The 24,249-nt window shown below is 71.2% G+C and carries 25 protein-coding genes; 11 read left to right on the top strand and 14 right to left on the bottom strand.

Going from position 1 to position 24,249, the window contains the following annotated elements:
- Nucleotides 1-124 precede the first annotated feature (124 nt).
- Nucleotides 125-2,269, bottom strand: coding sequence for an excinuclease ABC subunit UvrB (uvrB, locus tag LIV37_RS37045; protein WP_020872191.1), 2,145 nt, complete (start codon nt 2,267-2,269; stop codon nt 125-127).
- Nucleotides 2,270-2,485: 216 nt separating this feature from the next.
- Here uvrB and LIV37_RS37040 point away from each other — a divergent pair, with 216 nt between their 5' ends.
- From LIV37_RS37040 to LIV37_RS37025, 4 genes are all read left to right on the top strand, one after another.
- Nucleotides 2,486-3,367 carry a glycerophosphodiester phosphodiesterase gene (locus LIV37_RS37040; protein ID WP_020872190.1) on the top strand — a complete coding sequence of 294 codons (882 nt, stop codon included), beginning with the start codon at nt 2,486-2,488 and terminating at the stop codon, nt 3,365-3,367.
- Between the two features lie 89 nt (nt 3,368-3,456).
- Nucleotides 3,457-4,110 carry a methylated-DNA--[protein]-cysteine S-methyltransferase gene (locus LIV37_RS37035; RefSeq protein WP_020872189.1) on the top strand — a complete coding sequence of 218 codons (654 nt, stop codon included), beginning with the start codon at nt 3,457-3,459 and terminating at the stop codon, nt 4,108-4,110.
- A gap of 360 nt (nt 4,111-4,470) precedes the next feature.
- Nucleotides 4,471-5,124: a DUF4360 domain-containing protein gene (locus LIV37_RS37030; protein ID WP_020872188.1), complete on the top strand. Its 654-nt coding sequence runs from the start codon at nt 4,471-4,473 to the stop codon at nt 5,122-5,124.
- 30 nt (nt 5,125-5,154) lie between these two features.
- Nucleotides 5,155-5,817 (top strand): DUF4360 domain-containing protein, encoded by a 663-nt coding sequence (locus tag LIV37_RS37025; RefSeq protein WP_020872187.1) that lies wholly within the window; start codon nt 5,155-5,157, stop codon nt 5,815-5,817.
- 56 nt (nt 5,818-5,873) lie between these two features.
- On the opposite strand, the gene LIV37_RS37020 is transcribed toward LIV37_RS37025, so the two are convergent.
- Nucleotides 5,874-6,521 carry a nucleoside/nucleotide kinase family protein gene (locus LIV37_RS37020; protein ID WP_020872186.1) on the bottom strand — a complete coding sequence of 216 codons (648 nt, stop codon included), beginning with the start codon at nt 6,519-6,521 and terminating at the stop codon, nt 5,874-5,876.
- Between the two features lie 108 nt (nt 6,522-6,629).
- Between LIV37_RS37020 and LIV37_RS37015 the strand changes: the two genes are divergently transcribed.
- Nucleotides 6,630-7,172 carry a DUF1697 domain-containing protein gene (locus tag LIV37_RS37015; RefSeq protein WP_121824068.1) on the top strand — a complete coding sequence of 181 codons (543 nt, stop codon included), beginning with the start codon at nt 6,630-6,632 and terminating at the stop codon, nt 7,170-7,172.
- Nucleotides 7,173-7,213: 41 nt separating this feature from the next.
- Here the strand turns inward: LIV37_RS37015 and LIV37_RS37010 are convergent, their stop codons facing one another.
- Complete coding sequence (locus LIV37_RS37010; RefSeq protein ID WP_020872184.1) at nt 7,214-7,684, bottom strand: type II toxin-antitoxin system PemK/MazF family toxin; 471 nt, start codon at nt 7,682-7,684, stop codon at nt 7,214-7,216.
- Nucleotides 7,685-7,754: 70 nt separating this feature from the next.
- Here LIV37_RS37010 and LIV37_RS37005 point away from each other — a divergent pair, with 70 nt between their 5' ends.
- On the top strand, nt 7,755-8,978 hold the full coding sequence (locus LIV37_RS37005; RefSeq protein ID WP_121825053.1) for an FUSC family protein: 1,224 nt from the start codon (nt 7,755-7,757) through the stop codon (nt 8,976-8,978).
- A gap of 48 nt (nt 8,979-9,026) precedes the next feature.
- Here the strand turns inward: LIV37_RS37005 and LIV37_RS37000 are convergent, their stop codons facing one another.
- On the bottom strand, nt 9,027-10,235 hold the full coding sequence (locus tag LIV37_RS37000) for an ADP-ribosylglycohydrolase family protein (protein ID WP_020872182.1): 1,209 nt from the start codon (nt 10,233-10,235) through the stop codon (nt 9,027-9,029).
- A 144-nt stretch (nt 10,236-10,379) separates the two neighbouring features.
- Between LIV37_RS37000 and LIV37_RS36995 the strand changes: the two genes are divergently transcribed.
- Nucleotides 10,380-10,685 carry a DUF6343 family protein gene (locus LIV37_RS36995; RefSeq protein WP_020872181.1) on the top strand — a complete coding sequence of 102 codons (306 nt, stop codon included), beginning with the start codon at nt 10,380-10,382 and terminating at the stop codon, nt 10,683-10,685.
- Between the two features lie 173 nt (nt 10,686-10,858).
- On the top strand, nt 10,859-11,065 hold the full coding sequence (locus LIV37_RS36990; RefSeq protein WP_020872180.1) for a hypothetical protein: 207 nt from the start codon (nt 10,859-10,861) through the stop codon (nt 11,063-11,065).
- An 82-nt stretch (nt 11,066-11,147) separates the two neighbouring features.
- On the opposite strand, the gene LIV37_RS36985 is transcribed toward LIV37_RS36990, so the two are convergent.
- The 3 genes from LIV37_RS36985 to LIV37_RS36975 form a co-directional block, all read right to left on the bottom strand.
- The gene (locus LIV37_RS36985; protein WP_020872179.1) at nt 11,148-11,528 is read right to left on the bottom strand and encodes a tetratricopeptide repeat protein; all 381 of its coding nucleotides are present in this window, start codon (nt 11,526-11,528) and stop codon (nt 11,148-11,150) included.
- Between the two features lie 298 nt (nt 11,529-11,826).
- Nucleotides 11,827-12,435 (bottom strand): dephospho-CoA kinase, encoded by a 609-nt coding sequence (coaE, locus tag LIV37_RS36980; protein WP_020872178.1) that lies wholly within the window; start codon nt 12,433-12,435, stop codon nt 11,827-11,829.
- A 38-nt stretch (nt 12,436-12,473) separates the two neighbouring features.
- A complete protein-coding gene (locus LIV37_RS36975) occupies nt 12,474-13,418 on the bottom strand; it encodes a PAC2 family protein (protein WP_020872177.1) in 945 nt (314 codons plus the stop codon).
- Nucleotides 13,419-13,753: 335 nt separating this feature from the next.
- Between LIV37_RS36975 and LIV37_RS36970 the strand changes: the two genes are divergently transcribed.
- On the top strand, nt 13,754-14,215 hold the full coding sequence (locus LIV37_RS36970; protein ID WP_020872176.1) for a right-handed parallel beta-helix repeat-containing protein: 462 nt from the start codon (nt 13,754-13,756) through the stop codon (nt 14,213-14,215).
- Nucleotides 14,216-14,277: 62 nt separating this feature from the next.
- Here LIV37_RS36970 and rpsA read toward each other — a convergent pair whose 3' ends face one another.
- The gene (gene rpsA, locus LIV37_RS36965) at nt 14,278-15,786 is read right to left on the bottom strand and encodes a 30S ribosomal protein S1 (protein ID WP_020872175.1); all 1,509 of its coding nucleotides are present in this window, start codon (nt 15,784-15,786) and stop codon (nt 14,278-14,280) included.
- 367 nt (nt 15,787-16,153) lie between these two features.
- On the opposite strand from rpsA, the gene LIV37_RS36960 reads away from it, so the two are divergent.
- Together LIV37_RS36960 and hrpB are read left to right on the top strand one after the other, a co-directional pair.
- Nucleotides 16,154-17,044, top strand: a complete 891-nt coding sequence (locus LIV37_RS36960; protein WP_121824070.1) for a class I SAM-dependent methyltransferase — start codon at nt 16,154-16,156, stop codon at nt 17,042-17,044.
- Nucleotides 17,029-19,692 (top strand): ATP-dependent helicase HrpB, encoded by a 2,664-nt coding sequence (gene hrpB, locus LIV37_RS36955; protein ID WP_121824071.1) that lies wholly within the window; start codon nt 17,029-17,031, stop codon nt 19,690-19,692. Before LIV37_RS36960 ends, hrpB begins: the two co-directional genes overlap by 16 nt.
- A gap of 144 nt (nt 19,693-19,836) precedes the next feature.
- Here hrpB and LIV37_RS36950 read toward each other — a convergent pair whose 3' ends face one another.
- The 6 genes from LIV37_RS36950 to LIV37_RS36925 all read right to left on the bottom strand — a co-directional run bounded on the left by LIV37_RS36950 (nt 19,837) and on the right by LIV37_RS36925 (nt 24,233).
- A complete protein-coding gene (locus tag LIV37_RS36950; protein ID WP_020872173.1) occupies nt 19,837-20,214 on the bottom strand; it encodes a hypothetical protein in 378 nt (125 codons plus the stop codon).
- Nucleotides 20,211-20,429 carry a hypothetical protein gene (locus LIV37_RS36945; RefSeq protein WP_020872172.1) on the bottom strand — a complete coding sequence of 73 codons (219 nt, stop codon included), beginning with the start codon at nt 20,427-20,429 and terminating at the stop codon, nt 20,211-20,213. The genes LIV37_RS36950 and LIV37_RS36945 overlap by 4 nt, the downstream gene beginning before the upstream one ends.
- 96 nt (nt 20,430-20,525) lie before the next feature.
- A complete protein-coding gene (locus LIV37_RS36940; protein WP_243146099.1) occupies nt 20,526-21,146 on the bottom strand; it encodes a hypothetical protein in 621 nt (206 codons plus the stop codon).
- 2 nt (nt 21,147-21,148) lie between these two features.
- Nucleotides 21,149-22,150, bottom strand: coding sequence for a cell envelope lipid trafficking protein PgfA (gene pgfA / locus LIV37_RS36935; RefSeq protein WP_121824073.1), 1,002 nt, complete (start codon nt 22,148-22,150; stop codon nt 21,149-21,151).
- A 16-nt stretch (nt 22,151-22,166) separates the two neighbouring features.
- Nucleotides 22,167-22,301, bottom strand: a complete 135-nt coding sequence (locus LIV37_RS36930; RefSeq protein WP_020872169.1) for an SPW_0924 family protein — start codon at nt 22,299-22,301, stop codon at nt 22,167-22,169.
- Between the two features lie 171 nt (nt 22,302-22,472).
- On the bottom strand, nt 22,473-24,233 hold the full coding sequence (locus LIV37_RS36925; RefSeq protein WP_121824074.1) for a lytic transglycosylase domain-containing protein: 1,761 nt from the start codon (nt 24,231-24,233) through the stop codon (nt 22,473-22,475).
- Between the last annotated feature and the right edge of the window lie 16 nt (nt 24,234-24,249).

Here is a 24,249-nt window from a genome sequence, read left to right as displayed (position 1 = left end):
ACGGCCCTTCCGAAAACCCTATGCACTGTGGCCAGGGCTCCGGCCGGACGAGCGGACTTTTGTGTCGGTCTTGCAACACAGGGAACCCACGGGCGCCCCGGTGAGTACCCGGGGCGCCCGGTGATCAGGAAACTCCGGCCTCCCTCATCTGCCGCAGCTCCTTCTTCAACTCCGACACCTCGTCGCGCAGTCGGGCCGCCACCTCGAACTGGAGCTCCGCCGCCGCGGCCCGCATGCGGTCGGTCATCTCCTCGATCTGCTCGGCGAGCTCGGCCGCGGGCCGGTCGGTCAGCACCTCCTCCTTGGCCTTGCCCTTGGCGGCCTTCGCCTTACCGCCCTTGGCCGCCTTGCCGCCGGCCGCCGGCTCGGCCGCCTTCGCGCCCTTGCCGTCCTTCGTCTTGCGGTAGCCGGTGCCGAGCAGCTCCTCCGTGTCGACGTCCTCGCGGGCGATCTGGGCCACGATGTCGTTGATCTTCTTCCGCAGCGGCTGCGGATCGATCTTGTTGGCCTTGTTGAACGCGACTTGCTTCTCGCGGCGGCGGTTGGTCTCGTCGATGGCCTTCGCCATCGCCGGGGTGACCTTGTCGGCGTACATATGCACCTGGCCCGAGACGTTACGGGCGGCACGGCCGATGGTCTGGATCAGCGACGTGCCCGAGCGCAGGAAGCCCTCCTTGTCGGCGTCGAGGATGGCGACCAGCGAGACCTCCGGAAGGTCGAGGCCCTCCCGCAGCAGGTTGATGCCCACCAGTACGTCGAACTCGCCGGCGCGCAGCTCGCGCAGCAGCTCGACCCGGCGCAGGGTGTCCACATCGCTGTGCAGATAGCGCACCTGGATGCCCAGCTCGAGCATGTAGTCGGTGAGGTCCTCGGCCATCTTCTTGGTGAGGGTAGTGACCAGGACCCGCTCGTCCTTCTCGGTGCGGGTGCGGATCTCATGGATGAGATCGTCGATCTGGCCCTCGGTCGGCTTGACTACGACCTCCGGGTCGACCAGGCCGGTCGGGCGGATGATCTGCTCCACGAAGCCGTCGCCGCGGGACATCTCGTACGTCCCCGGGGTGGCGGAGAGATAGACCGTCTGGCCGACGCGCTCCAGGAACTCCTCCCACTTCAGGGGGCGGTTGTCCAGTGCGGAGGGCAGCCGGAAGCCGTGCTCGATGAGGGTCCGCTTGCGGGAGGCGTCGCCCTCGTACATCGCGCCGATCTGCGGGACCGTGACATGCGACTCGTCGATGACCAGGAGGAAGTCCTCCGGGAAGTAGTCCAGCAGGGTGTGCGGCGGGGATCCGGTCTCACGGCCGTCGATGTGCAGCGAGTAGTTCTCGATACCGGAGCAGGTGCCGATCTGCCGCATCATCTCGATGTCGTAGGTGGTGCGCATCCGCAGCCGCTGGGCCTCCAGCAGCTTGCCCTGCTTCTCCATCCGGGCCAGGGTCTCGGTGAGTTCGGCCTCGATCCCGGCGATGGCCTTCTCCATGCGCTCGGGCCCGGCCACATAGTGGGTGGCCGGGAACACATAGAGCTCCTGGTCGTCGCTGATCACTTCGCCGGTGAGCGGATGGAGCGTGGACAGCGCCTCGATCTCGTCGCCGAACATCTCGATGCGGACCGCGAGCTCCTCGTAGACCGGGAAGATCTCGATGGTGTCGCCGCGGACCCGGAAGGTGCCCCGGGTGAACGCCATGTCATTGCGGTTGTACTGAATGTCGACAAAGCGGCGCAGCAGCTGATCGCGGTCGATCTCCTCGCCGACCTTGAGCGGCACCATACGGTCCACGTACTCCTGCGGCGTACCGAGGCCGTAGATGCAGGAGACGGAGGCCACCACGACCACGTCACGCCGGGTGAGCAGCGAGTTCGTCGCCGAATGGCGCAGCCGCTCCACCTCCTCGTTGATCGAGGAGTCCTTCTCGATGTAGGTGTCCGACTGCGGGACGTACGCCTCGGGCTGGTAGTAGTCGTAGTACGAGACGAAGTACTCGACCGCGTTGTTCGGCAGCAGCTCGCGGAACTCATTGGCCAGCTGGGCGGCCAGCGTCTTGTTCGGAGCCATGACCAGCGTGGGCCGCTGAAGTTTCTCGATCATCCATGCGGTGGTCGCGGACTTGCCGGTGCCGGTCGCGCCGAGCAGGACGACGTCCCTCTCCCCCGCGCGAACGCGCCGGTCGAGGTCGGCGATGGCGGTGGGCTGGTCACCGCTGGGCTGATAGGGGCTGACGACCTCGAAGGGCGCCACCTTGCGTTCGAGCTGAGTTACGGGCCGCATGAGACCAACCGTACGACTCGCCACTGACAACGGCGGAGCGCTCGTCCGCGCCACCCCCCTGCCCGGCCGTCTGGCCGGATTCAGGCGATCATGCACACGATGTCGCCCGTGGCACGAATTTTCCGTCCATCCGATATCTATCCTCCACTGCCGCGCATCTGGGACCCTCTGCCCGTCCATGAGTCGGACGAGAACCAGACGATGCGAGGAGTCCGTATGCAGATCCGCCCGGCCGCCGCGTTAACCGGCGCGCTCATCGGGATGTCCGCGCTCTTCCTCCCCACGGCCACGGCCCAGGCCACCGGCCGGACGACGCACCACCACACGGTCACCGTGGCCCATCGCGGTGCCTCCGCGTACGCCCCCGAGAACACCCTGGCCGCCGTCGACGCCGCCGACGACCTGGGCATCGACTGGGTGGAGAACGACGTCCAGCGCACCAGGGACGGCGAGCTGATCGTCATGCACGACACCACGCTGAGCCGGACCACCGACGTCGAGCAGGTCTTCCCGGACCGCGCGCCGTGGAAGATCTCCGACTTCACCCTCGACGAGATCGAGAAGCTGGACGCCGGGAGCTGGTTCGGCCCCGAGTTCCAGGGCGAGGCGGTGCCCACCCTGGAGGAGTACATGGACCGGGTTTCGGACAACCACCAAAAGCTCCTGCTGGAGCTCAAGGCTCCCGAGCTCTATCCGGGGATCGAGCGCCAGACGCTGCGGGAGCTGCGAAGAGAGGGCTGGCTGGACCACCGGCACAAGCGCCGGCTGATCGTCCAGAGCTTCAGCGCCGACTCCGTGCGGGCGGTCCACCGGCTGCGCCCGGACGTCAAGACCGGCTTCCTGGGCACCCCGGCCGTCGCCGACCTGCCGGAGTACGCCGAGTTCTCCGACCAGATCAACCCCAGCTACACGACCATCGACGCCGGCTATGTGTCCGCGGTGCGGTCGGTGGACGGGGCGCACGGCAAGCCGCTGGAGGTCTACACCTGGACCGTCAACGACGGCCCGACGGCGGTCTCGGTCGCGGCCATGGGCGTGAACGGCATCATCACCAACAAGCCCGATGTGATCCGGGACGCCCTCGACGACGCCTCGTGAGCCACGGCTCCCCCTGACGAGGCGCCCCGCCGGCCAACCGGCGGGGCGCTGTCGGCGGCGCTGTCGGTGGGGGGTTCTACGCTGACGGCGTGACGATCGCAGAGCGGCAGACACAGCCGGACCCGCCGGAGCGGCTGGAGCGGCGGGAGCGCCCGGAGGCGCCGGACGCGCGCGCCTGGGCCTGGGCGGTCCTGGCCACGCCCATCGGCCCGCTGCTGCTCGCGGCCACCGACGAAGGGCTGGCCCAGGTGGTCTTCCACGCGGAGGAGAAGACGGCGGCCGAGGCCGTCGCCCGGCTGACGCGCCGCCTCGGCACCGAGCCCACCGCCGTACCGCCCGAGGCCCCCGGTACCACGGCCGCCCCGGCCGCACCTCGCTGCGCCGGGCATCTCGCCGAGGCGATACGGCAGATGGAGAGCTATTTCGCCGGGGACACCAAGGCGTTCACCCTCTCCCTGGACTGGTCCCTGATCACCGGCTTCAACCGCCGGGTGCTGCGCGAGCTGGCCGCGCATGTGCCCTATGGCACGGTCGTCGGCTATCAGAACCTCGCCGACCGGGTGGGTGAGCCGGGCGCGGCCCGCGCCGTCGGCGTGGCCATGGGGAGCAATCCGCTGCCGGTCGTGGTGGCGTGCCACCGAGTGGTGGAGAGCGGCGGGGGCATCGGCGGCTTCGGCGGCGGGTTGGAGACCAAGCGCACCCTGCTGGCACTGGAAGGCGTTCTTCCGCAACCGCTCTTCTGAATCGTTCTTCCCGGCCGGACGGAAATATCTTGTTCCGGAATTCCGCGGCCGTCTTGTGGTGCTTGTCTATCACCCTTATCTTAAGAGCGCCCATCGCCCTGGCTTTCCGTCACCAGCCGGGCGTGGGGCTCTCATTGCGTTCGGCCGTACGAACCGTACCGCGCGATAACGCTCTTCCGCTCTTCAGCTCTTCCCGCTCCACCGATCGTGCGTGCCACCCGCTCTGCCGGTACTTCCCGCACGTCCCGCACCCCCGCTCTTCCTTGCCCTTCCTCGCTCATCCCGCTCTTCCTCGCTCATCCCGCTCATCGGAAATTCATCGCTCAACTACGTCCCCACAAGTGATCGAATTGGAGAGCCATGTCCGGTGTTCTGCTCGCGGGCGGCGCGGCCGCGGCGCTATTCGCCTCGGCCCTTTCCACCCAGGGTGTTTCGTCGGCCCCTGATGGGCCGCCGGAAAAGATCCAGATAAGCGTCAAGACGGTGAACGGCTCGGGCTGCCCCAAGGGCACCACCGCCGTGGCCGTCGCCGCCGACAACTCGGCGTTCACCGTGACCTACAGCGACTATCTCGCCCAGGTCGGCCCCGGCGCGGACCCGACCGACATCCGTAAGAACTGCCAGCTCAGCCTGGGCGTGCATGTGCCGCAGGGGTTCACCTACGCCATCGCCCAGGTCGACTACCGGGGCTATGGCTACCTCGAAAAGGGCGCCAAGGGCACCGAGAAGGCGAGCTACTACTTCCAGGGCTCGTCGGACACCGCGTCGCGGACCCATGACTTCAGCGGTCCGTACAACGACAACTGGCAGACCACCGACAGCACCGACTACAGCGCCCTGGTGTGGGCCCCCTGCGGCCAGGACCGCAACTTCAACGTCAACACCGAGCTGCGGGTCGGCGCCGGCACCTCTCCTGCGGGCACCACCAGCTTCATGGCCATGGACTCGACGGACGGCGGGGTCAACACGGTTTACCACCTCGCCTGGAAGGAATGCCCTTCCGCCGTCCGGTAGCCCGGTAAATCCACCATCGAATGGAGAATCATGCCCGGTGTTCTGTACGCAGGCGGTGTGGTCGCGGCGTTATTCGCCTCGACGCTCACTTCCCAGGCATACGCACAACCCCCGTTCGACACCGTGCCGCCCGACAAGATCGTGATCACGGTCGCTACCGTCAATGGGTCGGGCTGCCCGGCGGGCACCGCGGCGATCGCTGTCTCCCCGGACAACACCGCCTTCACCGTGACCTACAGCGAGTATCTCGCGCAGGTGGGCAAGGGATCGAAGCCGACGGACTTCAGAAAGAACTGTCAGCTGAGTCTGGTCACGCATGTGCCACAGGGCTTCTCCTACGCCATCGCCAGTGTCGACTACCGTGGTTTCGCCCATCTGGAAAAGGGCGCGTCCGCCACGCAGAAAGCCTCTTACTACTTCCAGGGGCAGTCGCAGACCTCGTCGAACACGCATGGCTACAACGGCGCTTACGACGACAACTGGCAGGCCACCGACGTATCCGATATCGCCACCGTGGTGTGGTCGCCCTGCGGTGAACTCCGCAACTTCAACATCAACACCGAGTTGCGGGTCAACGCCGGAACGTCCAACACCCAGGAAACGACCAGCTTCATCGCCATGGACTCGACGGACGGCGATGTGAGCACCACCTATCACTTCGCCTGGAAGGAATGCCCGCCGACCAAGAAGTGACCCCTGCGCGCCAATCCGCACATGACCCCCTGCGCACCGCCCCGAAACGTGCCCGGCTACGGCTCCGGGCGGTGCCAGGCCGGATGCCGGGGGTCGTCCATCCGCACCACCACATCCGCCGCCTCACCGGGCCCCACCTCGTCCTCGTAGCGCGCGAAGGCGGGCAGGGTCCAGCGGTCGCCCTCGTCGGTGCGGCGGGCGAGGGCGGCCGGGGACAGCCGCAGATGCACCGAGAGGTCGAACGGGAACCAGTGCCCCAGCAGCAGCGCGCCGTGCAGCAACAGCACCCCGCCCGGCGCGAGCTCGGCGTACGGGCTGCGCGTGGCCCGGTCGGTCTCCGGATCCCACAGGTCGGGCAGCACCCGCCCGGTGCCGCCCGGCTCCGGTTCCAGCGGATCGAAGACCTCGCGCCAGAGGGCGCCGGTGTCCAGCCAGCGGTCGTAGTACGCGTCGGGGTCCCGCTTCCCGTACTCGTAGCGCAGCGAGGCGGGCCGCCAGAACCCCGCCGCCGCGACCACCAGCGCCGGCCGGCCGAGGACGCGCAGGGCCTCCGCCAGATCCCGCGCCAGTTCGCCGGTGGGCGCCGCCGGAGCCCCGTCTATGGCCACTCTCAGCCAGGGGCTGCCGTCCGCCGCCGTCAGCCCGGCGATGCGGTCGGCGGTCGCGTCGGTCAGCCGTTCCCAGGTGATCGCTTCGAGCCGCACGCCCCCATCATGCCGTGGGGCCCGGCGGCTGCGGGCTCCAGGGGTCAGGGTTCAGGGGCCAGGGGTCAGGGCCAGGGGTTCCGGGAGAGGTAGAGGTACCCTCCGGCCATGGCATCTCAGATAGCGCTGCTCCGCGGCATCAATGTGGGCGGGAACAGGAAGTTCCCCATGGCGCGGCAGCGTGAGCTGATGGCCGAGCTGGGCTTCGAGGACGTCACCGTCCACCTCCAGACCGGCAACATCGTCTTCGCCGACCCCGGCACCCCGCCCGGGCGGACGGCCCGTACCCTCGAGGACCACTTCGCCGCCGGTCTCGGCTTTCCCGTGGACGTCATGGTCCGTACGCGCGACGAGCTGGCCGCCGCGATCGAGGCCAACCCGTATCCGGAAGCCGTGGCCGAGCCCAAGACCCTGCATGTGGTCTTCCTGGCGGCCGTGCCCGCGGACACGGCCGCGCTGGACGCGCTGGATCCGGCCGCCTACGCCCCGGACTCGTTCCGCCTCATCGGCCGCGAGATCTTCCTGCGCTGCCCGGACGGGGTCGGCCGCTCCAAGCTGGCGGCGAAGGTCACCAACGCCCGGCTCGGAACGCCGGCCACCGCCCGCAACTGGAACACCGTCACCAAGCTGCTGGCCCTGGCCGACGGCTGAGACGTTTCCTCGGCAGCGGCCGGAGACGCACCGAGCCGCGCTCAGCTCCAGCCGTACCGCTGCCGCAGCCGCATCACGACCAGGTCGAAGCGCGGCCGGTCGAGCGCGCACGCCTCGCGCCGCATCCCGTCCGGGTGCACCCGCAGCACCCGGTCCACATCGACCCATGACTCCCGCCCGGCGCGGTCCCACGGCCCGGAGCCGATCGGCACCCACTCGCGGTCGCCGTCGTGCCGCTTGCTCGACAGCTGCACGGCGAGCAGCGTCCCGGCCCGCTCCCGCGCGACCACCAGCACCGGCCGGTCCTTGCCACGGCCGTCGTTCTCCTCGTACGGCACCCATGTCCAGACGACCTCGCCGGGGTCCGGGTCCCCGTCCGGATCGGGTGCGTAACTCGTCCGTACCCGCCCGACCTGGCGCGGATGAGCCTCGACGGTGGCGGCCGGGCCGGTGCTTCCGGGAAGCGCCGCGCCGTCCCCCGTCCCCTGCGTTCCGTTGAATGGGCTGATCACGCCCGACACGTTAACCCGTCCGCGAAACCCGATGACATGGCGACCCCCTCCGCGTGGAAGGGGCATGTACGTGCCCGATGTTCTCGACCCACTGGCGGAGCTCGTCAAACGACGCCATGACCCGGTCGTCGTTCAGACCGTGCGCTCCACGGCGGCCGCGACCATCGCCTACGTCGTCGCCCTCGAGCTCAGCAAGGAACCCGCCCCGCTCACCGCGCCGCTGACCGCCCTCCTCGTCGTCCAGGTCACCCTCTACGCGACCCTCACCAGAAGCCTCCGCAGGGTCGAGGCCGTGGTCGTGGGCGTCCTGATCGCCGTCGCCTTCAGCGTGCTGGTGGGGCTGACCTGGTGGAGTCTGTGCCTGATCATCCTCGCCGCCCAGACCGCCGGCTATGTCACACGCGTGGGCGACTGGGTCCAGGAGGTGGCGATCAGCGCCATGCTGGTCCTGGGCGTGGCGCAGGTGACCACCTACGCCTGGGACCGGGTGCTGGAGACCCTCATCGGGGCCGGTGTCGGAATGGGTTTCAACTTCTTCCTCGCGCCTCCGGTGTGGGTCGAGACGGCCGGCAAGTCCATCGAGGACCTGGCCCGCCGGATGCGTCAGCTGCTGCTGCACATCGGCGAGGAGCTGGGCAGTCAGATCGCCGTCGACCGCGCCGCCGCCCGGCTCTACGAGGCCCGCCGCCTCGACCACGACATCTCCCAGGTCGACGCGGCCCTCCGGCAGGCGGAGGACAGTGTGCGGCTCAACCCCCGCGTCAAGGAGGGCCTCCTCTACCGCGTGGTGCTCCGTACCGGCCTGGACACGCTGGAGATCTGCACCGTCATCCTGCGCGTCATGTCCCGCACCCTGACCGACCTCGCCAGGGCACGGACGGACGAGCCCCTCTTCCCCCCGGACGTGGCTGATGCCCTGAAGGACCTCTTCATCCATCTCGCCGCCGCCGTCGAGAGCTTCGCCGTCCTGGTCACCACCCAGGTCAGCGCCAACGCCGAGGAGGCCGAATCCCGCCTCTCCAGCGAGCTCGTCAAGGCTCACGCCGGCCGCGACCGCGGCGCCGACCTCCTGCTGCGCCGCGTCCAGGAGCACCCCCGCCAGTGGCAGCTGCACGGTGCCCTGCTGGCGGAGATCGACCGCATCCTCGACGAACTCGACATGGAGCAGCGCTCCAAGCGGCTCATGGAAGAGCTCGACCGCAGCACCCGCGAGAAGCGCGAGCGCTTCCTCTTCCTCCAGAAGCTGCGGCGCCGGTTCCGGCGCGGCCGTAAGGACGGCTCCGGAGCGGGCTGACTCCCCGGGGCGGTCCGAGTCCTGGGGCGGCCGGAGTCCTGGGAGCGGTCAGCTGAGCGGGTAGCGGTCGCGGGGGAAGACCACGTCGTCGTAGGGCTCGTACAGCTCCACCGAACGGTGGAACTCGGAGGCGAAGTCGTCGGCGAGTTCGGCGATCGTGCCGCGGCCCTCGGTCAGGGACAGCCAGGACGGCGGGAGGCGGAGGTCGCCGTGGTGGGCGCCGAGGATGTTGCCGCAGATCGAGCCCGTCGAGTCGCTGTCGCCCGAGTGGTTGACGGAGATCAGCAGGGCCGCCTGGACGGGGGTGCGCGGGGGCGCCGGGTCGTAGCTGATCTTGCCGCCGGGGCCGTACAGGATCTGCTGGGCCGGGGTGCGGGCCAGGGCGCTGTAGACCGCGATGGCCAGGGCCTCCTCGGCGACCCAGCCGCCGCCGAGCGATTCGGCCTTCTCGGGCGTCGGATCGCCCTCGGCCGCCAGGTCGACCGCCTTACGGAGGGCGGCGGTGGTCTCCTCGTGGCCGGGGTAGCGGGCGAGGAGTTCCAGGGTGCGCAGGGTCGCGCCTTCCAGGGACTCTCCGTCGAGCAGGCAGGCGATCATGGCGGCCAGGGCACCGGCCGCGTAGTAGCCCGTCGGATGGCCATGGGTGATCTGGGCGCAGCGGGCGGCGAGTTCGAAGCAGTCGCGGGGGTCGAGCCCGGTGAGGCCGAACGGCGCCGAGCGCATCACGGTGCCGCAGCCCTTGGAGCCGGTGTTCACCGGGCCGGGGGTGCCGTCGAGGGGAGCGCGCGGGGCGGGGACGTGCTTCGCGGTGAGGCCGGAGAGGCAGGCGTTGCCGGGGGCGCGGCGGGCGTACAGCCAGGGCTGGGTGCGCAGCCAGCCGGAGCGGACCAGGTCCCCGGTGCCCTCGGCGGGCGGCGGCCCGGGGTGGTTCTGGGTGTCCAGCCAGCGCAGATAGGCATGGCGGACGACGGCGGTCTCGGACCCTTCGAGGCCCTTGGACGAGGTTCTGGCGTGGGCCCGTATCAGGCCCTCGGCCGTGAACAGTGTCATCTGGGTGTCATCGGTGACCCGGCCCACGACTCCGCTGCCGTCCGGGACGAGGGCGGTGACGCCCGCGGCGCCGTGGGTCTCGCGGATCGACCGCAGGGACAGGAACTCGATGGGGTTGCCGAGGGCGTCGCCGATCGCACCGCCCAGCAGGCAGCCGCGGATGCGGGCCCGCTTGGCGGCCGTTTCGTCCCATGACTGGCGGATCACTGGCAGCTCCTCATCGTCCTGGTCCCATGCCGTCCCGTATGGATGCACACGACATGATCTCAGGTGTCGGTGGGCGCCCCTCGGCGGTAGATTCGAGAGGGCGGAAAGCGTAAGGAAACGGCCGAAACCGGGAGATACGGTGCCATGCCGATGCGGCTGATCCGAACGGGCGATGAGCCGATCCACGCGCGCAGTCCGCTGCGGATGCGGCTGGGGCTGGCCACGTGGGGGCTGTTCTGGACACTCGGCGGCGCGGTGGCCTTCGCGGTCGTGGGCCGGCCGGGGTGGGCGGCGGCGTGCGGAGCACTCGCCGTCGTCACGCTGATCGACCTCGTCCTGGTCATCCGGCACATCCGGCAGGGGCCGCACTACCAGCCGGGCCGGGATGTGCCGCCGTACGCGCCGATCGCCGAGCGCAGGCGGAGCCGCGGGCGGCGGCGGGCTCCGTAAGGGCGTCGCCGCTGAAATGTGGGCACCGTAAGGGCGGCACCGTCCTGGTGCGCGCGGACACCGTAAGGCGGGCACGCGCTCCGGCGGTGACGGGATATCGACGGCGGGGAGCACCGCATTCCGGGGGATACTGCCCAGTACCAGCTGAGTACCTGCCGCGACAGGGGGCCGTCATGGGGGTGCTGGCGATCGGCATCGCGCTCTGTGCGCTCGGGCTGATGCTCTCCGGGACCGGAGAGCCGTACGGGCGGCGGGAGGCGCGGCGGGGACAGGAAGCCGACCCGTACGACTTCGCCCGTCAGCGCGGAGTGGCGCTCGGGCTCGGCGGGGTGGTGCTGCTGGGCGCGGTGGTCCTCGGCGGTTTCGCCCTCTGGGGCTGACCGGGGCGCGGGCGCCCCCGCGCACCGGCGCGCACGACGGCACGCGGGCCCGGCGAGCGCCGTGGCTCAGCCCGCGCCCCGGCTATCCGTCCCGGCCGCCCCTCTCGCCGAACCGGGCCGCCTCCACGAAGTCCGGGCGCGGATCGAGCGCCGCGGCCAGCCGGAAGTGGCGGGTGGCCTCGGCCGGCCGGTTGGCCCGCTCCAGGGTGCGGGCCAGGGCGAAGTGGGCGAACGCGTTGTCCGGCTCGCGCTCAAGGACGAGCTGGAACTCCAGCTCCGCCGAGCGCAGCTGGGCCGCGCCGAAGAACGCGCGCGCCCGGAGCAGCCGGGCCGCCGTGTTCTCGGGGTGGGCGCTGATGACCGAGTCGAGCAGCTTGACGGCGCCCCGTGGGTCTCGGGCGGCGAGCAGGTGCTCGGCGGCGCGGAAGTCGATGACGTGGGTCTCGGGCGTGGGCTCGGGCACAGCCGTTTCCTTCCCCGGGTACGTACTCGGTGGTGAGGCGATGGATGGAGTGAGGGGATGGGATGAACCGTCACGGATGATCGTTCGCTACGGGGTGCACAACAATCACCCCGCACGCCGCATTCCCCGCCACGGGCCAGCGCACGCTCCGCACCGCGCCCCGGCTCGGCCCCGGCCGTTCCGCGCCCCGCCCCGGCTCGGCCCCGGCCGTTCCGCGCCCCGCCCCAGCTCGGCCCCGGCCGTTCCGCGCCCCGCCCCAGCTCGGCCCCGGCACGCTCCGCGCGCACCGCGCTCCCGGTCAGCCCTCCGTGGTGCCCGCGCGCCGCACCAGATCCGCCCAGGCCTTTCTGACCTGCGGCTCCAGCGCCTCGATCGGGCCATTGTTGTCGATCACGACATCCGCGATCGCCAGCCGTTCCGCGCGGGTGGCCTGTGCCGCCATCCGGGCGCGCGCCTCGTCCTCGGCCATGCCGCGCAGCCGCACCAGCCGGTCCAGCTGGGTCTCCGGCGTGGCATCCACGACCATGACCAGGTCGTACAGCGGCGCCAGCTTGTTCTCGGCCAGAAGGGGGACGTCATGGACGACCACGGCGTCGGGCGCGGCCGCCGCCTGGAGTTCGGCGGAGCGGTCCCGGACCAGCGGATGGATGATCGCGTTCAGCGCGCTCAGCCGCTCCGGGTCGTTGAAGACGATACCGCCGAGCCCGGGCCGGTCCAGACGGCCGTCGGCGGTCAGCAGCTCGGGGCCGAACTCGGCGACCACGGCGGCCAGTCCCGGCGTGCCCGGCTCGACCACCTCGCGAGCGATCCGATCCGAGTCGATCAGCACCGCTCCCAATGAGGTCAGGATCAGTGAGACCTCGCTCTTGCCCGCGCCGATTCCGCCCGTGAGCCCCAGGTTCAGCATGGGCCCCACGCTATACGGCGCGCCGGTGGGATCATCGGTCAGGCTCCGCCGTCGCCCTCGCGCTCGGCGAGGAACCGTTCGAACTCCGCGCCCAGTTCATCCGCCGAGGGCAGCTCGGCCGGCTCCGCGACCAGATTGCCGCGGCTCTCGGCCCCGGCCACCGCGTCGTACTGGTGCTCCAGGCCCCGTACGAGCGCGACCAACTCCTCGTCGCCCTCCGAGATCTGCCGCTCGATCTCCTCCTGCGTCCTCAGGGCCTCGTTGCGCAGGGCGTGCGTCGGCCCCGGCAGCACCAGACCGGTGGCCGCGGTGATGGCCTCCAGCGCGGTGAGCGCCGCGTCCGGGTAGGCCGACCGGGCCAGATAGTGCGGCACATGCGCGGCCACGCCGAGCACATCGCGGCCCGCCTCGGCGAGCCGGTACTCGATCAGGGATTCGGCGCTGCCGGGCACTTGCGCCTCGTCGAAGTAGCCCCGGTGACCGGGCATCAGATCGATGCGATTGCCGTGCGGGGTGATGCCGACCGGCCGGGTGTGCGGCACGCCCATCGGGATGCCGTGGAAGTTCACCGCGAGCCTGACGCCCAGCCGCTCGACCATCTGGCCCACGGCCGCCGCGAACCGCTCCCACTCCACATCCGGCTCCGGCCCGGTGAGCAGCAGGAACGGGGCCGCGGTCGCGTCGCGCACCAGATGCAGCTCGATCTTCGGGGTCTCGTACGCCGTCCACCGGTCGCGCTGGAAGGTCAGCAGCGGGCGCCGGGCCCGGTAGTCGACCAGCCGGTCATGGTCGAAACGCGCGACCACCTTGCGCGGCAGACCGTCGAGCAGCCGCTCCACGATCTGGTCCCCGGTCTCGCCGGCGTCGATATAGCCGTCGAAGTGGTACAGCAGCACCAGCCCGGCCGAGTCCCGCGAGGCTATCGCGTCGACCTCCGCCAGCCCGCTCGGTTCCCATGCGTACAACTCCTGCGGATCATGCACTGTGACCGCTCCTCCTCGTGTTCGCACCGAAGAACACCGAACGGGGGCGGGGGCATTCCCCGGGCGGGACCTTCGATGGCCGAGCGGCTCCGAACCCCGTCGCCGAGCGGCCCCGAACCCCGTCTCCGAGGGGCCCACTTGGGCGGCGTCCCCAACGGCCCACCGGGGCGAACGGGAGCGGCCCGATCTCGACGTCGGCGCACGTCGCGGGGTTGACTCGCATATGCGGCACGCCTATCTTCGCCAGCCGTCAGCGGTTCATCATGTCATCCGGCGTTCACTGTCCCGAACCCAGCGTGTTCACCTCTGGCCACGGCACAGGAAGGCAGCCTCCTATGCACTCCCCCGGCCGCACACCCACCCGATTACGCACTCTCCTCACCGCCGTCGCCACCGGACTGATCGCCACCGGCGGGCTGATGGCGGCGGGCATGACCGGGCGGGAGGCCCCCGCCGCCACCGCCGTCCCGATCTCCGTCGATGACGCGGACGGACTCAGGGAGGCCCTTGCCGGGGCCCGGCCCGGCGATACGATCCGGCTCGCCGACGGCAGGTACCACGGCAGCTTCGAGATCACCGCCTCCGGCACCTCCGGCTCGCGGATCACCCTCACCGGCTCCTCGAAGGCGGTCCTCACCGCGAGCGGCGGCTATGGGCTGCGGCTGAACGGCGCCTCGTACTGGACCGTCAGGGGGATCACGGTCAACGGCGGCAAGGAGGGCATCAGGATCGACGGCGCCCGGGGCGTGACCGTGGACTCCGTTTCGGTCAGTGTGCGGCGCCATGGGCATGCGTAAGGCCCGCTCCCCGGGGGGAGCGGGCCTTACCTGCTCAGCTGGTGCCGACTAGCGGCGGCTGGTCAGCTCTGGCCACCGGCCAGCTTCTCGCGAAGCGCGGCCAGCGCCTCGTCCGAGGCCAGGGCGCCGGAGTTGTCGGCCGACTCCGAGGAGTACGAACCGCCGCCGCCACCGGCCGCCTGCCCGCCCGGCGCCGGGGCGGCGCTGCCCGCCTCGGCAGCGGCCTGCTCGTCGGCCTCGCGGGACTTGATGACCTGCGCCTGGTGCTGCTCGAAGCGCTGCTGCGCCTCGGCGTACTGGCGCTCCCACTCCTCGCGCTGCTTCTCGTAGCCCTCGAGCCAGTCGTTGGCCTCGGGGTCGAAGCCCTCGGGGTAGATGTAGTTGCCCTGGTCGTCGTAGGACGCGGCCATGCCGTACAGGGTCGGGTCGAACTCGACCGCGGACGGGTCGGCACCGAAGGACTCGTTGGCCTGCTTCAGCGAGAGGCTGATGCGGCGGCGCTCGAGGTCGATGTCGATGACCTTGACGAAGATCTCGTCGTTGACCTGGACGACCTGCTCCGGGATCTCCACGTGGCGCTCGGCCAGCTCGGAGATGTGGACCAGGCCCTCGATGCCCTCGTCCACGCGGACGAACGCACCGAACGGCACGAGCTTGGTGACCTTACCCGGGACGACCTGACCGATCTGGTGGGTCCGGGCGAACTGCTGCCACGGGTCCTCCTGGGTCGCCTTGAGCGACAGGGAGACGCGCTCGCGGTCCATGTCGACGTCCAGGACCTCGACCGTGACCTCCTGGCCGACCTCGACGACCTCGGAGGGGTGGTCGATGTGCTTCCAGGACAGCTCCGAGACGTGGACGAGACCGTCGACGCCGCCCAGGTCCACGAACGCACCGAAGTTGACGATGGAGGAGACGACGCCGGAGCGCACCTGACCCTTCTGGAGGGTGGTGAGGAAGGTCTGGCGGACCTCGCTCTGGGTCTGCTCCAGCCAGGCGCGGCGGGACAGGACCACGTTGTTGCGGTTCTTGTCGAGCTCGATGATCTTCGCCTCGAGCTCCTTGCCCACGTAGGGCTGCAGGTCGCGTACGCGGCGCATCTCCACCAGGGAGGCGGGAAGGAAGCCACGGAGGCCGATGTCGAGGATGAGACCACCCTTGACGACCTCGATGACGGTACCGGTGACGATCCCGTCCTCTTCCTTGATCTTCTCGATGGTGCCCCAGGCGCGCTCGTACTGGGCGCGCTTCTTCGAGAGGATCAGTCGGCCTTCCTTGTCCTCCTTCTGGAGGACGAGGGCCTCGATCTCGTCGCCGACGGCGACGACCTCGTTGGGGTCGACGTCGTGCTTGATCGACAGTTCGCGAGAGGGGATGACGCCTTCGGTCTTGTAACCAATGTCGAGCAGGACCTCGTCCCGGTCGACCTTCACGATGACGCCGTCGACGATGTCGCCGTCGTTGAAGTACTTGATCGTCTCGTCGATCGCGGCGAGGAAGGCTTCCTCGGAACCGATGTCGTTGACCGCCACCTGCGGGGTGGTGCGGGTTGCCTCGGTGCTGCTCGTCATGTGGAAAAGGGCTCCGGTACGGACATGAAGTCGTAGGTACTGCTACGCCGGGACCCTTTATCGCACTGCCGAAGCCGGACAGCCTTGGAGACGCCGAATCTTTCCGATTTCAGGGATCGAAAAACCCGAGCGCCTCGACAACCGAGGGGACATACAACAGATGCGAGCGCGGCCTGCTCCGTCCGAGGCGCACAGGCCCGCAGCGCAACTTGTAGCATACGGGGGCAGCCGGGCATGGTCAATGCACGAAGAGCACACGCGGGGAATAACACCCCGAACCCGGCAAATTGCATGGTCCGTACTGCGACGCGGTTCTCACCGTGCCCCGCAGCCACAGGTCGATACAGAGAGTACGACGACGCGCGCGATGGTCCAAGAACACGAGCCCAGCACCCCTGGGGTGGCCGCCGAGCCGACGGCCACCCGCCGGACCGCCGACACGGCGGAGAGCAGCCGGGCCAGCCGGGGGTGGTGGGACCGCAACGCGGACGAGTACCAGGAGGAGCACGGCGCCTTCCTGGGCGACGACCGGTTCATATGGGGCCCGGAGGGGCTGGACGAGGCGGAGGCCGGGCTGCTGGGCCCGGTGGACGCGCTCAAGGGGCGCGATGTGCTGGAGGTGGGCGCGGGCGCCGCGCAGTGCGCCCGCTGGCTGGCCGCGCGGGGGGCGCGGCCGGTGGCGCTTGACCTCTCGCTCCGGCAGTTGCGGCACGCGCGGCGGATCGACGCGGAGGCGGCGGCCTCAGGGGCCTCAGGGATCTCCGGGGCGTCCCGGGACGCCGACGCGGCCGGGGTCGCGCTGGTGCAGGCCGACGCCACCGCCCTGCCCTTCCGGGACGGCTCGTTCGACCTGGCGTGCTCGGCGTACGGGGCGGTGCCGTTCGTGGCCGAGCCGGTGCGGGTGATGCGCGAGGTGCGCAGGGTGCTGCGGCCGGGCGGGCGGTGGGTCTTCTCGGTGACGCATCCGATCCGCTGGGCGTTCCCCGACGAGCCGGGGCCCGAGGGGCTGTCCATCGCCGCCTCCTACTTCGACCGCACGCCCTATGTGGAGCAGGACGAGTCGGGCCGGGCCGTCTATGTGGAGCACCACCGGACGCTGGGCGACCGGGTACGGGACGTGGTGGCCGGAGGTTTCCGGCTGGTCGACCTGATCGAACCGGAGTGGCCCGCGTGGAACCACCAGGAGTGGGGCGGCTGGTCCCCCTTGCGGGGGAACCTCATCCCGGGCACGGCGATCTTCGTATGCGAGCGGGACTGAGGCGAGCGTTGACCAAACCCGCGGACGCGCGCGCCGAGGCCCTGGACCGCCTTCCCGTACGCGAAGCCGTGCCCGAACTGCTGCGCGCGCTCGACGACCGCGGGGTCGCCGTGCTGTGCGCGCCCCCGGGGACCGGTAAGACGACGCTGGTGCCGCTGGTACTCGCCGGGCTGGTGGACGGCGGGCCGGTGCGGCGGGTGCTGGTGACCGAACCGCGGCGGATCGCGGCGCGGGCCGCCGCGCGGCGGATGGCGTGGCTGCTGGGCGAGCGACCGGGCGGCAGGGTCGGCTTCACCGTGCGCGGGGAGCGGCAGGCCGGGCCCGGGACGGTGGTCGAGGTGGTCACGACCGGGGTGCTGTTGCAGCGGCTGCAACGCGATCAGGAGCTGGCCGGGGTCGATGTGGTCGTGCTCGACGAATGCCATGAGCGCCATCTGGACGCGGACACGGCCGCCGCCTTCCTGCTGGACGTCCGGGCCGCCCTGCGCCCCGATCTGCGGCTGATCGCCGCGTCGGCGACCACGGACGCGGAGGGCTGGGCACGGCTGCTCGGCGACGGCGGAGAGGTCGGCAACGGCCGGGACGGCGGCAGCGGCGGGCAGGCCAGGGGTGGCGGGACGGACGGCGGGGAGGGCTCTGGGGAGCCCGCGCCGGTCGTCTCCGCGCCGGGGGTCTCCCATCCGGTGGAGGTGGTGTGGGCGCCGCCCGAGCGTCCCGTAAGGCCGCCGCACGGAATGCGGGTGGACCCCGCCCTGCTGGACCATTTCTCGGCCGTGGTGCGGCGGGCGCTGCGCGAGCGGCAGGGCGATGTGCTGTGCTTCCTGCCGGGCGTCGGGGAGATCGCCCGGGTGGCCGGGAAGCTGGGCGGGCTCGCCGACGCGGAGGTCCTCCAGGTGCACGGGCGGGCGCCCGCCGCCGTCCAGGAGGCGGTGCTCGCCGGCGCGAACGGCGGGCGGCGGCGGGTGGTGCTGGCCACCTCGGTCGCCGAGTCGAGCCTGACCGTGCCGGGCGTACGGATCGTCGTGGACTGCGGGCTGGCACGTGAGCCCCGGATGGACCACGCGCGCGGGCTGAGCGCGCTGACGACCGTAAGGGCGTCACGGGCCGCCGCCCGGCAGCGCGCGGGCCGTGCGGGGCGCGAGGCGCCCGGAGTGGTCTACCGCTGCTGGCCGGAGGCGGAGGACGCCCGGCTGCCGCGTTTCCCGTCCCCGGAGATCGCCGGTGCGGACCTTACGGCCTTCGCCCTGCAGACGGCGTGCTGGGGCGATCCGGACGCCTCGGGGCTGGCCCTGCTCGATCCGCCGCCCGCCGGGGCGATGGCGGCCGCACGCGAGACGCTCACCGCGATCGGCGCCGTGGACGCCGCCGGACGGGCCACCGAACGCGGCACCCGGATGGCCCGCCTCGGCCTCCACCCACGCCTCGCACGGGCGCTCATCGACGGCGCGAAGGAGGTCGGCGCGCGCCGGGCGGCCGAGGTGGTGGCCCTGCTGAGCGAGGAGCCCCCGAGGGAGTACGGCGACGACCTCGCGGCCGCCTGGCGCGCGGCCCGCCACGGCGGCGACCCCTACGCCGCCCGCTGGCGCCAGGAGGCCCGGCGGCTCGAACACGCCCTGACCGCCGCGGGGACCTCGGGTCCGGACGGCGGGCGGCGCGGTGCCGGTCCGGCGCGCGGCGATGACGCCGTGGCGGGACTGATGGCCGCGCTGGCGTTCCCGGAGCGGGTGGCCCGGCGGCGCGGCGAGCATGCGTACCTCATGGCCGCAGGGACGGGCGCGGAGCTGGGCGACGGCTCACGGCTGGGCGGGGCGCCGTGGCTCGCGGTGGCCGTCGCCGACCGGCCGGTGGCCTCCGCGTCGGCGCGGGTGCGGCTCGCGGCGGTGACCGACGAGGACACCGCCCGGGCGGCGGCCGCGGCGCTGGCCTCGGAGGGCGAGGAGGTGCGCTGGGCCGACGGGGACGTCCTGGCGCGCCGGGTGGCCCGGCTCGGCGCGATCGAGCTGGTGTCCCGGCCGCTGGCCGACCCCGATCCGGAGCTGGTACGGCAGGCGCTGCTGGGCGGGCTGCGCCGCGAGGGCACGGGGCTGCTGCGCTGGTCGGCGCAGGCCACGGCGGTCCGGCAGCGGATGGCGTTCCTCCACCGTGAACTGGGCGGGGCCTGGCCGGACGTCTCCGACGAGGCGCTGCTGGGCCGCGCGGACGACTGGCTCGGGACGGAGCTGGCGCGGGCCCGCGGGCGCGCCGATCTGGGACGGGTGGACGCCGGGCAGGCGCTGGCCCGGCTGATGCCGTGGGCCAAGGGCGAGGCCGCGCGGTTCGAGGAGCTGGCGCCGGAGCGGATCGAGGTGCCAAGCGGCTCGCGGGTGCGGGTGGACTACGGCGCGGACCGGCCCGTGCTGGCGGTCAAGCTCCAGGAGCTGTTCGGCTGGCAGGAGGCGCCCCGGATCGCGGGCGGCCGGGTGCCGCTGCTGATCCACCTGCTGTCCCCGGCGGGACGCCCGGCCGCGGTCACCGCCGATCTGGCGTCCTTCTGGAAGGACGGCTATCGCGCGGTCCGCGCCGAACTGCGCGGCCGATACCCCAAGCACCCCTGGCCCGAGGACCCGACCGCGGCCGAACCAACCCGCCGCACCAACACCCGCCGCTGAGCGACGCGCCCGAAAGGCCGCACGACCGCCAGCGCTCAGCGGGCAGCGGGGCGCGGTGGGCTACGGAGACCACGGGGGCCTGTGAGCCGTGGGACGCGGAAGGAATCCCGGGCTCAGGGAGCCGTGCAGCGCGTCAGTGCGGCGTCAGTCGGCCCAGGCACGTAGGCGGCGGGCGGTTTCGCCGAGGCGGAAGCCGCTGATCTCCCGTATGTCGCGGACCAGTTTGACCATGGCGCCCGGCGGGGGCGCGATCGGTTCTCCGGACTCCTCCATGTACATCTGCGCGCAGGCCGCGCCGATCGTGGCGTTGTAGTCGGAGAACGGCTCGAGGATCAGTGAGGTGTGCAGAAAGGTCGCGGCGCGGGCGGCGGCCTCCTCGTAGTAGGGCTCGCCCGCGAACCGCTCGTAGCGGTGGCGCTCGGTCATGCAGTGCAGCGCACCCCAGTCCCGGACCGGGGTGTTCACCGGGGAGACCTCGACCTGGACGTTCAGTACCCAACCGGCATCGACGTACAGGATCACCGCATGCCGTGCGGGAACTCCCGCTCGAACTCGGCCTTGTAGGCCAGGGCGAACTTCACGGCGCCCTCGACGAAGCGCTGCTTCTGACGCCGCCGCACCACGTCCTCGGTCAGTATGTCGTGCGCCAGCCGCTTGATCGCGACGCCCTTCTCCCTCGCCTCGGCACGCAGCTCGGCCAGCTCCTGCTCGGTGAACTCAATCGTGATGCCAGGCATGGGCGGCATGCTAGCCACGCACTCGCCCTGATCACTACCGGCTTGGCCACCACGAGCGAATCGCGAGGACGGAAGTTGACGCGGCGGCCGCGCCGCTCAGCACTCCAGCCTCAGGGCGAACTGCTCCCCCGTCGGGAACGGCTCGTCCGCGGGGTGCGGCCCGACCCATATGAGCGCCTGCTCGAAGGTCATGTACGAGCCGTTGTCGACGCACTGGCCGACCACCACCGCATTGCCGCCGCAGCGCCATGCCGCGTAGTTCCACGGGCGGTCGCCCTTCTCGTCCCGCACCACGGTTTCCGGCTCGCCCAGGCGCTCGCCGAAGGCGTCCACGGCGGCGCGCCACCGGCCGTCGAAGCCGGAGCGGCCGGCCTCGCGGTCGAAGATCCAGCCGGGGTCGCCGGAGTGGTACCCGGCGAGCCACTCGACATTGCCGCTGAGCCCGTCGGCCTGCAACTCCGCGTCGAAGTCGTCCGGTTCGTAGTAGTAACAGAACGGGATCATGCATTCGGTGTCCGCGTCGTCCGGCCCGCCGAACCACTCCGGGAGGACATGGTGTCCGGTGTTGGTGGCGTACGAGGACGTACGGGAGCCGTCGGGCACCCAGCCGAAGCGCTTCGCGGCGGCCGCCGTGGCGCCCGGGGTCCATTCCAGGCGTGCCAAGTCGGCGATGTGGCCGATGAGTTCGGGGCCGGGGACGCAGCTGTTCACTGGCATGGTCATACGCTACGGCCCGCCACTGACAACGCGGCCGGCGCCGCCGGGGCGGACGGCGGCCGCGCGGCGCGCCCGCGTGCCTCCAGCAGCAGTGCGAGCGCGAGCAGGGCCAGCCCCAGGATCAGGAAGCCCCACGGCAGATAGGCGGTGAGCAGCAGGACCAGCTGGCGCTGGGACTTGACCATGTCCACCGTGTGCCGGATGTAGTCCTCGCGCATCTTCACATGGCCGGAGAAGACGGTCACCCGGTCGCGGTCGCCCAGCAGCGTGCCGCCGCGCAGCTCCTCCTTGTGGATCTCCTGCCCGTTGACCGGGGCGCCCGTGGTGGGCTCGACCCAGAACATCCGCTTGGTGCTGTACCAGCGGGAGGTGCCGGCCTTGCGGACGGTCTCGGGGGTGACGCCGTCGACCGGCATCGTCTTGGGCAGCGGCACCTTGGTCCAGGGGATGGTCTGCTCGAAGTAGTAGACCTCCAGGCCGCGGAAGTTCCGGGTGCCCTTGTAGTGGATGGGGGCGGAGGTGCGGGTCTGGGCGTCGAAGTAGCGGTAGTCGCGCTTCTCGGTGAGGAACGGCCACTTGTACTCGATGCCGTCGCGGCGCACCGCGTCCCCGTCGACATGTTCACCGCCCGCGTGCACCGGGTCCTGGGAGTGGGCGTCGAAGACATAGCGTTCGGGGATCTTGGAGACCATCTTGCCGTCGGGCCCGGCCACATACGACAGGGTGTCCCAGACGACGACATCGCGTCCGGTCGCCTTCCCGACCTTCTTCGCGGCGGGCACATTGCCGCGCAGGGTCTGCACGATGCTGACCTTGGGGACGGTGCGGGGCTGCATCGTGCCGTAGTCGAGCAGGGTTGCCGGGCTGGCCTCCATCACCGCCGTCTGGTACTCGCTGGGCGGGATCTTGGCCAGCCGGGGATAGGCGTACCAGCGCAGCAGCGGCGCGAGGGCGGCGAAGAAGACGGCGAAGGCCAGCAGCACCAGGCTTGCTCTGCGGCGCATGGCGGATGTCCCTCCCTCAGGGGTGCTTGGGGACGGTGGTGAGCAGGGGTTCCGGGGAGGTCTCACCGCTGGGGGCGCCGATGGCCGTCACCGTGAGAACGATGGCGAGGGCGGCGGCGAGTCCGATCGCGGCGGCGACGAGGGCACGCATACGGGGCCTCCTCGTGGTTGGTACGAGGCGCTGCCTGACGCTTCGTCAGGGATGGGGCACCGTAGCAACGGGGGGCGCAGATGAGAACACGAAGGAGTGAAAGCGTCACACCGCCCCTGGGCCCGGTGGGGGCTCAGGGGCGGTGCGGTGAACCGTATGAGGGGCGCTCGTTTACGAGGCGGGGGCCTGGGTGACCGTCAGCTCGATGTCCAGGACGGCGCCGCCCTCGGCGGTGAGGCGGAGCAGGAAGGTGCCCGCCTGGTCATCGGTGAGGATCTTCGGCAGCGTGAGCTGGCCGAGGTCGTTGGTCTTCAGGGCGGCCAGGGTGCGCACCGGCTTGCCCTTGTCGTCCAGGAAGTAGGGCCCCTTTTCGTTGGGCTTGGGGTCCTTCGCCGAGGTGATCATGGTGGCGGTCACCGGGACATCCGCCATGATCTTGCCCTTGTTGGTGGCCTTGACGGTGAGCGCGTCGGCGAAGGAGGCGCCGGTCCGGGCCGTGAGCTCCTTGTCGCCGATCCGGGCCAGCGCGTCGGCCTGCGGCACGGGCCGGGCCTTGACGGTGGCGGTGAACTCGACCGGGGCGGCCTCCCGCCCCACGGCGGTGGCGCGCGCGGTGAAGGTGCCGGTCTTCTCGCCCGCGAGCAGCTTCGGCGCGATGGCGGTGCCGTCGGCGGCGGTCAGCACGGTGGCGGACTTGACCAGGCCGAGGAAGCGCGTGTCGGTGTCGCCGAGGATCTCGTACCGCACCCGGGCACCGGCCACCGGCTTGCCCGCGGTGTCCACGGCCTTGACGCGCGGCGACCGGCCGAACCCGGTGCCCGCGGTGGTGGACAGCTCCTTCGCGCCGACGGTGGTGAGCTTGCTGGTGCCGCTCGGGGTGGACGGCGGAGTGGTGGGGGGCTTCGGGGTCGGGGTCCCGGTGCCGGGGGTGCCCTCGTTCCCGTCGGCCGGCGGGGTCGGGGTGGTGGTGTCGGGCTCGTCGTCGGGCTTGGGCAGGGTGTGGGCGTCGTTCTCCTTGCCGTTCCCGGTGTCCTTGCCGCCGCCCTTCCCCGGCTTCCTGCCCGGGTCCTTGCCCTTGTCGCCCGAGCCGGAGTCGTTCCCCGAGGGGATCGAACCGGTGCCGTCGGGGACCTCATGGGTGCCGCGCTTGTAGTACTCGAACCACGACAGGACGGTGTTCAGGTATTCCCGCGAGTGGTTGTAGCCGAGGATCGCGCGGTCCAGGTCGGCCTTGACGGACAGATCGCGGCCGTCAGCGCAGAGGTAGCCGCCCGCGGCGAGGGCCGCGTCATAGACGTTGTTGGGGTCCTTCTCGCCGTCACCATTGCCGTCCCGGCCCCAGTTGGCCCAGGTGGACGGGATGAACTGCATGGGGCCGACCGCCCGGTCATGCCTACTGTCGCCGTCGTAGGCACCGCCGTCGGTGTCCTTGATCAGGGCGAAGCCGTCGCCGTTCAGGACCGGGCCGAGGATGGGCGAGACGGTGGTGCCGTCGGCGCCCACATTGCCGCCACCGGCCTGGCCGGACTCGACCTTGCCGATCGCGGCGAGCAGTTCCCAGGGCAGATTGCAGCCGGGGTTGGACTCCCTCAGGGCCGCTTCCGCCTTCTTGTAGGCGGCCAGGACGCTCGCGGGTATTCCCGCCTCGGGCTTGGTGCTGCTGCCCCCGGGGAGCCCGGGCAGATCGACCGAGGAGCCCGGCTTGTCGGGGGTGACCAGAGGTGGCAGATCGGTGTGGTACGAGGAACCACCGTCGATGGGCGTGTCGTCCGGCGCCGGTGCTTCCCCCGCCCGCTGCTCCCGGTTCCGGTCGCCATGGTCGGAGTCGGCGAATCCCGGCGCCTGGGACGCGGTGAGGGCGGCCATCGCGGCCGCCGCCACCGCCGTCGTGGCCGCTCCCTTGCGCAGTCGTCGGCCGATTAGCGGTGCCATCCGTGTGCCCCTCCCG

Origin of the sequence: Streptomyces rapamycinicus NRRL 5491 (assembly GCF_024298965.1) — a bacterium.
Classification (GTDB): Bacteria; Actinomycetota; Actinomycetes; order Streptomycetales; family Streptomycetaceae; genus Streptomyces; species Streptomyces rapamycinicus.
Note: the sequence above shows the minus strand (reverse complement) of the source record. Positions and strands in the feature narration are given on the sequence as shown.